Origin of the sequence: Rhizomonospora bruguierae (assembly GCF_018397995.1) — a bacterium.
In the GTDB taxonomy this organism is placed as follows: Bacteria; Actinomycetota; Actinomycetes; order Mycobacteriales; family Micromonosporaceae; genus Rhizomonospora; species Rhizomonospora bruguierae.
Genome location: NZ_BBQH01000021.1, coordinates 112,514 through 125,565, shown reverse-complemented (window position 1 = coordinate 125,565; position 13,052 = coordinate 112,514). Strand labels below are relative to the sequence as shown.

Genomic DNA, 13,052 nt, shown 5'->3' with positions numbered 1-13,052 from the left:
TGCTGGCGCTCACCGATCGGGGGCGCGCGGACGGCCGCCGAACTGGCCGAGCTGATGCAGCGCCGCAAGCCATTGACAACCGTGGACGCAGATCCGGCCAAGGAGGCCGTGATCCGGGAGTTCCTCCGGGAAATCATTCGGATGTTGGGAACGGGAGAAGACGAGCTATGAGCGTCGCCGTCGAGGTCCGCGACCTCGTCAAGCAGTACCCGAAACGGGACGTCAACGCGGTCGACGGGCTGTCGTTCGAGGTCCACTCGGGCGAGATCTTCGGGCTGCTGGGGCCGAACGGCGCCGGCAAGTCCACCACGATCGGCGTGCTGACCACGCGGGTCAAGGCCACCGGCGGCCGCGCGAGCGTGGCCGGCGTGGACGTCATCCGGGACCCGGTGGGCGCCCGACGGATGCTCGCCGTCGTACCGCAGCAGACCAACCTGGACCGGTCGCTCACGCCGCGGCAGAACCTGACCTTCCACGCCGCCTACCACGGGTACCCGCGCGCCGAGCGCAACGCCCGGGCGGCCGACCTGCTCAAGGAGTTCGGCCTGGAGGAGCAGGCCGACGTGAAGGTCGACTGGTACTCGGGCGGCATGGCGCAGCGGCTGATGATCGCCCGGGCGATGATGCACCAGCCGGCCGTGCTGTTCCTGGACGAGCCCACCACCGGCCTGGACCCGCAGTCCCGGCTGTTCCTCTGGGAGCGGGTACGGGAACTGCGCGAGCGCGGCGTGACCGTGGTGCTGACCACCCACGACATGGACGAGGCCGCCGAGATGTCCGACCGGGTGGGCGTGGTCGACCACGGCAAGCTGCTGGCGCTGGACACCCCGGCGGCGCTGACCCACGGCCTGAGCGGCCAGGCGGTCCTGGAACTGACCGTCACCCCGGGGCCGGCCGACGAGCCGGAGAAGATCCTCGCCGCCCTCCAGGGCGTCGAGGGCGTGGAGCGGGCCGAGCGCGTCGGGGCCGGCGGACCCGCCGGCCTGCCACCCGGAATGGCCGGCTTCCCCGGCATGCCCGGCGGGGGCGGCGCCCCGATGGGCCCGCCCCCCGGCGCGGCCGGCGGCGGGGTCACCCTGCGCCTCTACGTGCGCTCCCAGCCGGCGACCCTGCTCGGCCCGGTCGCCACCGTGCTCGCCGAACGCGGTGCCCAGCTCACCGGGGTGCACATCGGCGAGCCCAGCCTCGAGGACGTCTTCATCAACCTCACCGGAAGGGGTCTGCGATGACCGCCGTCGCCGCGCCGGCCGCGACCACCGCGCCGACCACTGCCCGCCCGTCCACCGGCCGGGCCTTCCTCGCCATCCTCTGGCGGGACCTGTTCGTCACCGGCAAGGAGGTCTGGGTGTTCCTCGCCCAGGTCGCCCTCCAGCCGCTGTTCATGCTGTTCATCTTCGCGAAGGTGCTGAACGCCGGCGGGTTCGTCAGCGACCAGTACAAGAACCTGCTGCTGCCCGGCATCGTCGCGCTGACCGCGTTCCTCACCGCCCTGCAGACCGTCTCCTTCCCGCTGATCATGGAGTTCAGCTTCACCCGCGAGATCGAGGACCGGCTGCTCGCCCCGCTCCCGACCTACCTGGTGGCGGTCGAGAAGCTGACCCTGGCGATCGTGCGGGCGATCCTCGCCGCGGTGCTGATGTTCCCGATCGGCGCGCTGGTGCTCGGCGGGGCCGCCTTCCACATCGGTGGGATCCCGCTGCTGGCGCTGAGCCTGGTGCTGGGCAGTTGGGCGGGTGCCGGCATCGGTCTGATGCTCGGCACCCTGGTGCCGCCGGCGAAGATCAGCGTGCTGTTCGCGGTCATCCTGACGCCGCTGATGTTCACCGGCGCCACCCAGTACCCCTGGCACAGCCTGGACTCGATGCGCTGGTTCCAGATCGTCACGCTGGCCAACCCGCTCACCTACCTGTCCGAGGCGGTGCGCGGCGCGACCCTGCCGTCGGTCCCGCACATCGCGCCCTGGATCTGCCTGCTGCTGCTGGCGCTCTCCGGCGCGGTCTTCAGCGCCATCGGCATCCGGGGCTTCATGCGCCGCGCCATCAACTAGAGCGGCACGGCCGCCGCCCTGACGATGCGGTCCAGGGCGGCGGCCACCGGCACGGCAGGCTCCTGGCCCGGTTGGCGGGGCGCGGCGCCGGGCCGACCAGTCCGCTCGTCGCCGCCCTGCGGCCGGATCGACGCCTCGCCCGCTTCGGCCTCGCGCGGCCCGATCACCGCCACGAACGGGATCTTCCGCCGCGCCGCCTGACGGATCCGCGCGCCGAGGCTCCCCTCCGCGCGCCACTCGGCCCGCAGCCCGCGCCGGACGGCCTCGGTGCTGAACGCCCGCGCGGCGCCCTCCTGCCCGGCCCCGACCGGCAGCGCCACCACCTGCACGGGCGCGTACCACGCCGGGAAGGCCCCCGCGTGCACCTCGATCAGGTACGCGAACAGCCGCTCCATGCTGCCGAGCAGGCTGCGGTGCACCATGACCGGGCGCTTGGCGGCGCCGTCGGCGTCTATGTAGGACAGTTGGAACCGCTCCGGTTGGTTGAAGTCGAGCTGGATGGTGGAGATGCTCATCTCCCGCCCGGCCGCATCGAGCACCTGAATGTCGATCTTCGGCCCGTAGAACGCCGCCTCGCCCCTCTCCTCCACATAGGACGCCCCGGCGCGCTCCAGCGCCTCGCGCAGCAGACCCTCGGCCCGCTCCCACACCTGCGGCGTGCCCACGTACTTCGGCCCGCCGTCACGCAGCGAAAGCCGGAAACCGGCCGGGCGCACCCCGACCGCCGCGTGCGCCCGCCGCACCATCGCCAGCACCTCGACGACCTCGTCCGCCACCCGCTCCAGCGGGCAGAAGACGTGCGCGTCGTTCAACCAGATGGACCGCACCCGGCTCAACCCGCCCAGCACCCCGGACCGCTCCGCCCGGTACATGCCACCCAACTCGGCGATCCGCAGCGGCAACTCCCGGTACGACCGCCCCCGCGACCGGAAGACCAACGCGTGCTGCGGGCACAGCCCGGGCCGCAGCACGAACTCGTCGTCCGCCGAGACCGCCATCGGCGGGAACATGTCCTCCGCGAAGTACGGCAGGTGCCCCGACCGCTCGAACAGCTCCTTCTTCGCCACCGGCGGCGAGTACACATGCTGGTACCCGGCCCGCCGCTCCACCTCCCGCAGGTACTCCTCCACCGCGTGCCGCGCGGCGGCGCCCGCCGGCAACCACATCGGCAGGCCCGCACCGCACAGCGGGTCGGACGCGAACAACTCCAACTCGCGCCCCAACCTCCGGTGATCGATCATGTCGCGCTCCCTCGCCTGGACCCGCGACGCCCACCGGCCGGACACGACGAAGCCCCGGGGCGGTGGCGCCCCGGGGCTTCGGATGTCTGAACGGCTCAGCGCATGCCGAGGACGCCGGGGAAACCCGGCGTCGTCGTCGACCGCACCCAACTCACGGACCAACCCTAGCCGGCACGGCAAGCGAATTGCCGGCGACGGCTCGGGTTAGTCCTGGTCGTGGAGCATCAGCTGGCGCGCGGCCTCCGCGATCGAACCGGACAGTGACGGATAGATCGTGATGGTGTGCGCGAGCTGGTCGACGGTGAGGTGGTTCTCCACCGCCATCGTGATCGGCAGGATCAGCTCGCTGGCCTTCGGCGCCACCACCACACCCCCGATGATCTGCCCGGTGACCGGGCGGCAGAACAGCTTCACGAAGCCGTCCCGCAGGTCCGCCATCTTCGCCCGGGCGTTGCCGGCCAGCGGCAACATCACCTGCCGGGCGGGCACCCTGCCGGTGTCCACGTCCTGCTGCGAGATGCCCACCGTGGCCAGCTCCGGTTCGGTGAACACGTTCGCCGAGACCGTGCGCAGCCGCAGCGGCGCCACCGCCTCGCCCAGCGCGTGCCACATCGCGATCCGCCCCTGCATCGCCGCGACGCTGGCCAGCGGCAGCACGCCCGTGCAGTCGCCCGCACCGTAGACGCCCGGCACGTTCGTACGGGACACCCGGTCCACGGTCAGGTAGCCGCCCGGCGCCACCGCGACCCCGTACTCCTTCAGGCCCAGCTCCGCCGTGTTCGGCACCGAGCCGACCGCCATCAGCGCGTGCGAGCCGGCGACGGTGCGCCCGTCGGACAGCTCCACCACCACCCCGTCGCCCCGGCGCCGCACCGCGTTGGCCCGCGAGTTGTTCAGGATCGTCATCCCCCGGCCGCGGAACACCTCCTCGATCGCCGCGGCCGCGTCCGCGTCCTCGTGCGGCATCACCCGGCCCCGGGACGACACCAGGGTCACCGCCACCCCCATCGCCAGGTACGCGGACGCGAACTCGGCACCGGTCACGCCGGAACCCACCACGACCAGGTGCTCGGGCAGCTCCGGCAGGTCGTACACCTGGCGCCAGTCGAGGATCCGCTCGCCGTCCGGTACCGCCGACGGGAGCACCCGGGGCGTCGCGCCGGTCGCGACCAGCACCGTGGACGCATCGATCGAGTACTCTGCGTCACCGTCGCTCGGGGTCACCCGGACCCGGTGCAGGTGACCGAGCGTGTCCTCGCCGAGCCGGGCCCACCCCGCGACAAACGTCACGCCCGCCTGCAGCAGCTTCGCGTGGATGTCCGCCGACTGGGCCAGCGCCAGCCGCCTGACCCGCTGGTTCACCGCCGGGGCGTCCACCGTGATGGCCTCCAGGCCGTCCGAGTGGATCCCGAACTCGTCCCTGTCCCGGTACCCGGTCACCACCTCTGAACTGGCGATAAAGGTCTTCGACGGCACGCAGTCCGACAGCACGCAGGCCCCGCCGGCGCCGGCCGACTCCACCACGGTCACGTCCGCGTCGAGTTGCGCGGCGACCAGCGCCGCCTCGTACCCGGCCGGCCCACCACCGATGATCACGATCCGGCTCACCGCGAAAAACTCCCCTGCTGCCGTCCGACACGCACCGTCGTATTCTCCCCCACGCCCCGCCGGGGTTATGGTCATCGCCGTGCGTCACTACGCCGCCTACGGCTCAAACCTCGACCCCGCCCGGATGCGGGCATACTGTCCGCATTCTCCCCTGGTGGGGACCGGTTGGCTGGAAGGATGGCGGCTGACCTTCGCCGGCGAGGACGTCATCGGCTGGGAGGGTGCCGTCACCACGGTCGTCGAGTCCCCCGCGGACCGGGTCTTCGTCGCCCTCTACGACGTGCACCCCACCGACGAGGCCCAACTCGACGAGGTGGAGGGCGTCACGGCCGGCACGTACCAGAAGCTGCACGTGCGGGTCGCCACGCTGGACGGCGAGATCACCGCCTTCATCTACGTGCTGAACGGGTACGAGGGCGGCCTGCCCACCGCCTGGTACCTCTCCGAGATCGCCAACGCCGCCGAAAAGGCCGGCGCCCCGGACGACTACGTCGCCCGCCTCCGCGCCCGCCCCACCCGCACCGCCAACCCGTAGATCTTGGTACGGATCCGGTCATTTCCGGGCAGTCTGGTACAAGATCTCCGGCATCATCTGCGTGATGGCAGGGGCGCCGGGGTTGCCGGGGGACAATGCGGACGAGCGGTCATGCCGACCGCGCGGCGTGGCCGCGCTCGGCGGCCAGGGCGCGGGCGCGGGCCAGGAGCAGGTCCAGCAGCGGGGCCTGGGCGGGGCGGCCGCGCTCGGGGTGGACGTAGACCTCGGCGAAGTCCTGCGGCCCGGCGGTCGGGTTGTCCAGGTACGCCCACGCCACGACCTCGCCGGCCGGGTCGAGGGCGAGCCAGGAGTCCCGGGTCGGGTCCATGTTGGGGGCGTTGAGGATTTCGTGGATCTCGTCGGACGTGAAGTTGGGGTAGCCGACGGCGACGATGTCGCTGGCGTGCACGACGGCCAGGATCGCCGGCTCGTTGGCGGCGGTGGGGCGCCGGGTGCTCCACCCGGGCGGGAGGGGGCGCTGGTCACCCGCGCAGTTAACTTGCTCAGCCGCCGTGGCGCGACGCATTTGCCGACCGGTACGCGGCCAGTGCGCCGGTGAGCAGGGCCACGAGGCGGGCCCGCTCCCGCGGGGTGAGGACGGCGTACGCCTGCCCGACCAGCCGGTCCGTGATCGCCTCGGCGGCGACCCGTCGCCGGATCAGCGGCCCCACCGGCGGGTACGGGAGCGGCCAGCCGTATGCGACGGCGCCGGGCTCGCCGTCGGGTCCGGCGAGGATCGCCTCGAGCGGGGTCAGGCCGGCCGCGCGGGTGGCGATCAGGTGGGCGCCGCCGCGGTGCTCGCGCAGCAGGTGCAGCAGCACCGCGGCGCGGGCGCCGGGGCCCTCCCGGGGTACCGGCATCGCGCGCCAGGCGGCGAACAGCGGCAGCCCGGCCGGTTCCGCGTTCATGACGATCTGCTCGGCCAACCCGGTCAGTTCGTCGATCTCGGGGACGGTCCGGAGGTGCTCCCCGCCCCAGCGGCAGCACTCGGCGAGGCTGTGCCGGGCCAGTTCGTCCGGGGCGGCGAACCGGCGGGCCACGTCCCACCCGTCGGTGACGGCCTCGGGGGCGATGAAGCCCATCGCGGCGGCCACCGTGTCCGGCCGGACGTCGCCGAGCGCCCCGCCCCGGCCGGCGACGTAGAACGCCCACCCGGACAGGCCCAGTTCACGGGCGCGGCGCAGGGTCTTCGGGTCCTCGGTGAACGCGCCGCCGAGCGTGTCGACGGCCTCCTTGACGGAGGCGGCGGTCTGCTCGGGCGTCACGATGTGAGATTCTGCTCAATTCATTCCGGTCCGTCGAGCCGGGGCGCCGTTTAGATCAGTCCGACGTTTCGAGCGATTCGAGGGCGCCCTCGACCTCGCCGGAGCGTCGCCGGGCGGCCGCCGCCTGCCGCTCGACCGCCTTGCGGGCCACCCGGCGCCGGCCCAGCTCGGCCTCCGCCGCCGACCGGCGCCGCTCCAGCTCGGCCAGGTGCGCCTCGATCCGCGCCAGCTCGTCCGCGCCCTCCCGCTCCTCGCGCGCCGCGCGCTCCGCCGCCGCCCCGGCCTGCTTCTCCTCGGTACGGGCCGCCGCCAGCTCCTTGCGCAGCGCCGCCCGCTCCCGGTTCCGCTCGATCCTCGCCCGCCGCTCGGCGCTGGCCCGGCGCTCCTCCTCCCGGTCGCGGGTGGTGGCCCGGGCGCCGCCGGCCCGCTCGGCTTCCTCGGCCTCGTCGTTGGTGACCAGACGCAGCCGGGGGCGCGGCACCTCCCCGAAGCCCGCGTACGCCACCGACCGGATCAGCCGGCCGGAGCGGACCTGGGCGGCGACCTCCTCGTCGGCCAGCGCGGCAGCGAAGGTGGACTCCACCTCCGCGAGCGGAAGCTTCCCGTCCGCCAACTCCGGCCGCTCCTCGACCGCCAGCGCCCGCGCCCGCTGCACCAGCGCGCCGACCGCCGCCCGGCGCTGGGCGGACAGCTCGCGCAGCCGGGCACCCTTCAGCTCCCGCTGGGCGGTACGCAGCTCCCGGGACAGGTCGGCCAACTCCGCCACCAACTCGGGCTGGCGCAGCGCGAGCAGGTTCACCAGCCAGGCCGCCACGGTCGGCTTGCGCAGCTTGCCGAGCGCGGCGGCGCCCTTCGAATCCCGGTTCCGGCGGGCCTGGTCGACCGCCCGCCGCCGGTTCGCCACGAACTCCGCGGGCGGCGCTGCGTACAGCTCGTCGGCGAGTTCGTCGACGGTGGGTGCCATCGCGGTCAGGCCGGTACGTCCGTGCCGGGCTCCAGGCGGGCGTACTCGCACCGGCCCAGCCGGTTCAGCAGGCTCGTGGTCAGCTGGTGTCCGGCCGCGTTCCACAAGCCGTCGTGCAGCGCGTACGCCCGCCGGGGCCCGACCGCGCGGACGAACTCCACGGTCTCGGACAGCTTCAGCCACGGCCCCGAGACGGGCACGAACAGGGTCTCCACGTGCGCGCCGGCCGGCACGTCGAACGAGTCGCCCGGGTGGTAGACGCTCTGCTCCACGAGGAAGCCCAGGTTCGGCACGCGCGGGACATCCGGGTGGATCTCGGCGTGCCAGCCGCCGTACGCGCGGACCGCGAACCCGGCCGCGGAGAACTCCTCGCCGCTGGTCACCGCCGTGACCACCCCTTCCAGGGCGCCCAGCTTGGGCACCACGTCCGGGTGGGTGTGGACGGTGATGGCCGGGCGGCGGCCCAGCGCGTCGGCCAGCTTGTCCACGTCGAGGTGGTCGGCGTGCTCGTGGGTGATGAGCACCGCGTCGGCGCCGTCCAGCGCGGCCGCCTCGGTGAAGCTGCCCGGGTCGATGACCAGCACCGCACCGTCCCGCTCCAGTCGCACGCAGGCGTGCGCGAACTTCGTTATCCGCATCGTTACCTCCGCCCGACAGTCTGCCGGAACCCCCGACGGTCGCCGCACGTCTCAGCGCTGACCTTAGGGAGGTAACCCAATGAACCGACGTTTCGCGGCAGGGCTGGCCATACTGCTGGTCGCGCCGCTGGCCCTGGCCGGTTGCTCCGGCGGCGCGTCCGACAGCGCGTCGTCCCAGAACGGCGCCTCCACCGTGGGCCGCGCCGACGCCGCCGACGCCGCCGGCGCCGCGAACGCCGGGAAGGTGCCGGCCGCCGCCGCCCCGGAGCAGGCCCTCAAGGACATGCGGGCGGACGTGCCCGCCCGCTACGAGGCGGATCCCCGCGCCATCGTCTACACCGGCACGATCACCGTCCGGGTGCCGAACCCGGACGAGGCGGCCAACCGGGCCGGCGGCATCGCCACCGGCGCGGGCGGCTTCGTCGGCGGCGACCAGCGCACCAGCGACAGCGACCGCTCAGAGGCGACCCTGACCCTGCGGGTACCGGCGGCGACGTTCGCGTCCGTGGTGGACGACCTGGCCCGGCTCGGCAAGGAGGAGAGCCGGGAGATCCGCACCGAGGACGTCACCGAGCAGGTGGTCGACCTGGACGCCCGGCTGGCCAGCCAGCGGGCCAGCGTCACCCGCACCCGGGCGCTGCTGGCCGAAGCGAAGACCATCGGCGAGATCGTCTCGGTCGAGGCCGAACTGTCCAAGCGGGAGAGCGAGCTGGGCGCGCTCGAGGCGCGCAAGCGCACCCTGGACAATCTGACCACGCTGTCCACGATCACCGCCACCCTGCTCGCGCCGCGGGCGAAGGCGCCGGAGAAGGAGCGGACCGGCTTCGTGGCCGGCGTGAAGTCCGGCTGGAACGGGTTCGTCGCCTCGCTGCGCGTGCTGCTGACGGTGGTCGGAGTGCTGCTGCCGTGGCTGCTCGTCCTCGGCGTGCCGGTCGCCGCCGCCGTCTGGCTCACCCGCCGTTACCGCCGCCGCCCGGCGCCGCCGGCACCGGCACCCGCGCCGGAGCAGACCGCCTGAGCAGGTCCGTGCGCCGCGCCCCGATCCTGAGTGGCTCGGGGCGCGGCGCACGGAGACCGGCGGGCGTCAGAAGGCCGGGTTGGTGAGGGCGGCCAGGGCGGTGTGGACCATCGCCCGCACCCCGTACCCGATGCAGCGCTCGTCCACGTCGAAGCCGGACTGGTGGATGTCCCGCAGCGGCTCACCCGGCGTGGCGGTACCCAGCCGCACCATGGCGCCCGGCGCGTGGTCGAGGTAGAAGGCGAAGTCCTCGCCGCCCATGCTGATCTCGGCCTCGACGACCCGGTCGGGGCCGAGCGCGGCGGCCGCCGCCCCCGCGATCGTGGCCGACGCCATCCGGTCGTTGATGACCGGTGGGACGCCCCGCACGTACTCGACATCCACCTCGGCGCCGGTGCCGGCCACCACGTCCCGGACCAGCCTTGTGATCAGCTCAGGGGCCTCCCGCCAGGCGTCCCGGTTGAGCACCCGGACGGTGCCCTTCACGTACCCCGCGCCGGGGATGGCGTTGTGCGCCTCGCCCGCGTGCACGGTGCCCCAGACCATCGACACGCCGGCTCGGGGGTCGACGCGCCGGTCCAGCAGCGACGGCACGTCCACGATGACCCGGCCGAGCGCGTGCACCAGGTCGGCGGTCAGGTGCGGGCGGGCGGTGTGCCCACCGGGCCCGGTCAGCCGCACGCTGACCGTGTCCGCGGCGGCGGTGAACGGCCCGGGGCGCACCCCGACCAGGCCGGCCGGTAGCTGGGGCGCGCAGTGCAGCGCGAAGATCGCGGCGACGTCCTTCATGCCACCGGCGGAGATCACCTCGGGCGCGCCGGACGGCACGGCCTCCTCGGCGGGCTGGAACAGCAGCCGGACCCGGCCGGGCAGCTCGTTCCGCTCGGCGAGCTGGGCCAGCGCCAGCCCGACCCCGAGCAGGATCGTGGTGTGCACGTCGTGCCCGCAGGCGTGGGCCGCCCCGTCGACGGTGGACCGGTACGGGACGTCCTTCGTGTCGGGCAGCGGCAGCGCGTCCAGGTCCGCGCGCAGCGCGATCACCCGGTCGCCCTCGCCGATGTCGCAGATCACGCCGTTGCCCTTGGGCAGGAAGCGCGGGGTCAGGCCGACGACGGCGAGCTCCCGGGCGACCAGCGAGGCGGTCTCGAACTCCCGGTGGGACAGCTCCGGGTGGGCGTGGATGTGCCGGCGTACCGCGACAAGTTCCGCCCCGCGGGCGGCGAGCCAGCGGTCGAGGTGGCCGGGCAGGGGGTCGGCCCCGGGCGGCGGCTCCGGCCACGCGGTCGCCGCGGCGGCGGCGGGGCTGGGCTGCGCCAGGTGCAAAACACTCGTCACGTCGGTTACCTGATTACTGTCGGCGGTTGGGGCGTTTCCGGTATTGCGGGACTCGAACAGCCTAGACCGGGTACGGTGACGCTGCGCAACATCGTTCTGGTGACGGCCGGATCGCGCTCCGTCACGTATTGCCTGGTAGAGGCGCCCGCCCACGGAGGGCGACGGCTCACGGACGCCATGATGCGCAGACATTTCTGCCACACCTCCTACAACGCGTAACAATCGCTCTCGGTTGCGTCGGAGGCCCGGCGAAACCGGTTCATCGATGGCGTCCGGCCCGGGCCGGGAGGCCGACGGCACGCGTCGGCGGGCGTTGTGGCGGACACCACACCGCAGGCCCGTACCCCGCCGGCGGCCGCTCATGCACCACCCGCCCGGTCGACCTTGGAGTTGTCGTGGCCAGCAAAGCGGCCGAAATAGCCGTATCTCGGGCATCACAGGTCCACGATCGGCGCGGGGGTGCCGGGGCGCGGGGCTGACGGGAAGTCGACGGACGCCGATCGGCGACAGCGCGCCGGCCGGGTGGCCGGCAGGCTGCGGCCAGGTGGCTGAGCCGGCCAGCGCGGTCCGGCCTGAGCGCCCGGAAGCCATCGGGGGCGGGCGCTCAGGCCGCAAGCCCCCGGGCGCCCCCACGGGCCGCGGGCCCACGCGGCGAGCACTGGCCCGCTACGGCCGGCGCTCGGCCCTGCTACGGCCGCGCACTTGGCCCCGCTACGGGCCGGCGCGAGCGCCCCACGGCCGGCGCAAGCGCCCCACGGCCGGCGCCCGGAGCGGCTTCGCCTCGACGGTCAGAACCGGTCGACGGGCTGGTAGCGGCCCCAGACCTCGCGCAGGGCGGCACAGACCTCACCGACCGTGGCCCGGGCGCGCAGCGCCTCCCGCATCGGGTACAGCACGTTCTCGGCGCCCTCGGCGGCGGTGCGCAGCGCGGCCAGGGCGGCGTCCACGGCCGGCGTGTCCCGCTCGGCGCGCAGCGTCTTGAGCCGGGCCGCCTGCTCCGCCCCGATGCTCGGGTCGACCCGCAGCGGCTCGTAGGGCTCCTCCGCGTCCACGGTGAACCGGTTGACCCCGACCACCACCCGCTCGCCGGTCTCGATCTGCTGGGCCACCCGGTACGCCGCGGACTCGATCTCGCGCTTCTGGAAGCCGGCCTCGATCGCGTCCACCGCGGAGCCGAACCCGGCCACCCGCCCCATCAACGCGGTCGCCGCCCGCTCGATCTCGTCGGTCATCGCCTCCACGGCGTAGGAGCCGGCGAAGGGGTCCACCGTGGAGGTGAGGTCGGTCTCGTGCGCGAGCACCTGCTGGGTGCGCAGGGCGAGCCGGGCGGCCTTCGCGGAGGGCAGCGCGATCGCCTCGTCGTAGCTGTTGGTGTGCAGCGACTGGGTGCCGCCGAGCACCGCGCCCAGCCCCTGCACGGCGACCCGGACGAGGTTCACCTCGGGCTGCTGCGCGGTCAACTGCACGCCGGCGGTCTGCGTGTGGAACCGCAGCATCCATGACTTCGGATTCTTGGCGCCGAACTCCTCGCGCATCAGGCGGGCCCACATCCGCCGGGCGGCGCGGAACTTGGCGACCTCCTCCAGCAGCGTGGTGCGGGCCACGAAGAAGAACGACAGCCGGGGCGCGAAGTCGTCCACGGCCAACCCGGCATCGAGCGCGGCCCGTACGTACTGGACGCCGTTGGCCAGCGTGAACGCGATCTCCTGCACGGGCGTGGCGCCCGCCTCGGCCATGTGGTACCCGGAGATCGAGATGGTGTTCCACCGCGGGATCTCGGCCCGGCAGTAGGCGAACGTGTCCGCGACCAGGCGCAGGGACGGCTTCGGCGGGAAGATGTACGTACCCCGGGCGATGTACTCCTTGAGGATGTCGTTCTGGATCGTGCCGCTCAGCGCGTCGCCCGCGATCCCCCGCTCCTCGGCGACCAACTGGTAGAGCAGGAGCAGCACCGAGCCCGGCGCGTTGATCGTCATCGAGGTGCTGACCCGGTCCAGCGGGATCCCGTCGAACAGCCGCCGCATGTCCTCGATCGAGTCGATGGCCACGCCGACCTTGCCGACCTCGCCCTGCGCGATCGGGTCGTCCGAGTCGTACCCCATCTGGGTGGGCAGGTCGAACGCCACGGACAGGCCGGCGGTGCCGTGCGCGAGCAGTTCGTGGTACCGGGCGTTGGACTCGGCCGCGGTGCCGAAGCCGGCGTACTGGCGCATGGTCCAGGGCCGGGAGGTGTACATGGTCGGGTACACGCCCCGGGTGTACGGGTACTCGCCGGGGGTGGCCAGCCGCTGCTCGAGATCCGCCGGCAGGTCGCCGGACCCGTACACCGGCTTGATCGGGAACCCGGACTCGCTCATGAGCGAATGTTAAGGCCGGACGGCGCGGGAGCGGGGGTGAGGGA

General features: G+C 73.5%; 12 protein-coding genes. 4 read left to right on the top strand and 8 right to left on the bottom strand.

Annotated elements, in window-relative coordinates; translation table 11 throughout:
• Nucleotides 1–167: 167 nt before the first annotated feature.
• Together KJS59_RS12535 and KJS59_RS12530 are read left to right on the top strand one after the other, a co-directional pair.
• Complete coding sequence (locus tag KJS59_RS12535; RefSeq protein WP_213453019.1) at nucleotides 168–1,229, top strand: ABC transporter ATP-binding protein; 1,062 nt, start codon at nucleotides 168–170, stop codon at nucleotides 1,227–1,229.
• A complete protein-coding gene (locus KJS59_RS12530; RefSeq protein ID WP_213453018.1) occupies nucleotides 1,226–2,047 on the top strand; it encodes an ABC transporter permease in 822 nt (273 codons plus the stop codon). Before KJS59_RS12535 ends, KJS59_RS12530 begins: the two co-directional genes overlap by 4 nt.
• Here the strand turns inward: KJS59_RS12530 and thrS are convergent.
• Entirely contained in the window at nucleotides 2,044–3,333 is a 1,290-nt protein-coding gene (thrS, locus tag KJS59_RS12525; RefSeq protein ID WP_283775772.1) for a threonine--tRNA ligase, read from the bottom strand. The two genes, KJS59_RS12530 and thrS, sit on opposite strands and share 4 nt — an antisense overlap.
• A gap of 159 nt (nucleotides 3,334–3,492) precedes the next feature.
• Complete coding sequence (locus KJS59_RS12520; RefSeq protein WP_213453016.1) at nucleotides 3,493–4,896, bottom strand: NAD(P)H-quinone dehydrogenase; 1,404 nt, start codon at nucleotides 4,894–4,896, stop codon at nucleotides 3,493–3,495.
• Between the two features lie 79 nt (nucleotides 4,897–4,975).
• Between KJS59_RS12520 and KJS59_RS12515 the strand changes: the two genes are divergently transcribed.
• Nucleotides 4,976–5,431: a gamma-glutamylcyclotransferase gene (locus tag KJS59_RS12515; protein ID WP_213453015.1), complete on the top strand. Its 456-nt coding sequence runs from the start codon at nucleotides 4,976–4,978 to the stop codon at nucleotides 5,429–5,431.
• 109 nt (nucleotides 5,432–5,540) lie between these two features.
• Here the strand turns inward: KJS59_RS12515 and KJS59_RS12510 are convergent, their stop codons facing one another.
• The 4 genes from KJS59_RS12510 to KJS59_RS12495 are packed head-to-tail and all read right to left on the bottom strand — an operon-like array spanning nucleotide 5,541 to nucleotide 8,298.
• Entirely contained in the window at nucleotides 5,541–5,957 is a 417-nt protein-coding gene (locus KJS59_RS12510; protein ID WP_213453014.1) for a GNAT family N-acetyltransferase, read from the bottom strand.
• Nucleotides 5,935–6,696 (bottom strand): SCO6745 family protein, encoded by a 762-nt coding sequence (locus KJS59_RS12505; RefSeq protein WP_213453013.1) that lies wholly within the window; start codon nucleotides 6,694–6,696, stop codon nucleotides 5,935–5,937. The genes KJS59_RS12510 and KJS59_RS12505 overlap by 23 nt, the downstream gene beginning before the upstream one ends.
• Nucleotides 6,697–6,751: 55 nt before the next feature.
• Entirely contained in the window at nucleotides 6,752–7,660 is a 909-nt protein-coding gene (locus KJS59_RS12500; RefSeq protein WP_213453012.1) for a coiled-coil domain-containing protein, read from the bottom strand.
• A 5-nt stretch (nucleotides 7,661–7,665) separates the two neighbouring features.
• Nucleotides 7,666–8,298, bottom strand: coding sequence for an MBL fold metallo-hydrolase (locus KJS59_RS12495; RefSeq protein WP_213453011.1), 633 nt, complete (start codon nucleotides 8,296–8,298; stop codon nucleotides 7,666–7,668).
• A 79-nt stretch (nucleotides 8,299–8,377) separates the two neighbouring features.
• Here KJS59_RS12495 and KJS59_RS12490 point away from each other — a divergent pair, with 79 nt between their 5' ends.
• Complete coding sequence (locus tag KJS59_RS12490; protein ID WP_213453010.1) at nucleotides 8,378–9,316, top strand: DUF4349 domain-containing protein; 939 nt, start codon at nucleotides 8,378–8,380, stop codon at nucleotides 9,314–9,316.
• A gap of 66 nt (nucleotides 9,317–9,382) precedes the next feature.
• Here KJS59_RS12490 and KJS59_RS12485 read toward each other — a convergent pair whose 3' ends face one another.
• Both KJS59_RS12485 and KJS59_RS12480 read right to left on the bottom strand, forming a co-directional pair.
• Nucleotides 9,383–10,843, bottom strand: a complete 1,461-nt coding sequence (locus KJS59_RS12485) for an amidohydrolase (RefSeq protein ID WP_213453009.1) — start codon at nucleotides 10,841–10,843, stop codon at nucleotides 9,383–9,385.
• A gap of 596 nt (nucleotides 10,844–11,439) precedes the next feature.
• Nucleotides 11,440–13,008: an acyl-CoA mutase large subunit family protein gene (locus KJS59_RS12480; RefSeq protein WP_213453008.1), complete on the bottom strand. Its 1,569-nt coding sequence runs from the start codon at nucleotides 13,006–13,008 to the stop codon at nucleotides 11,440–11,442.
• Between the last annotated feature and the right edge of the window lie 44 nt (nucleotides 13,009–13,052).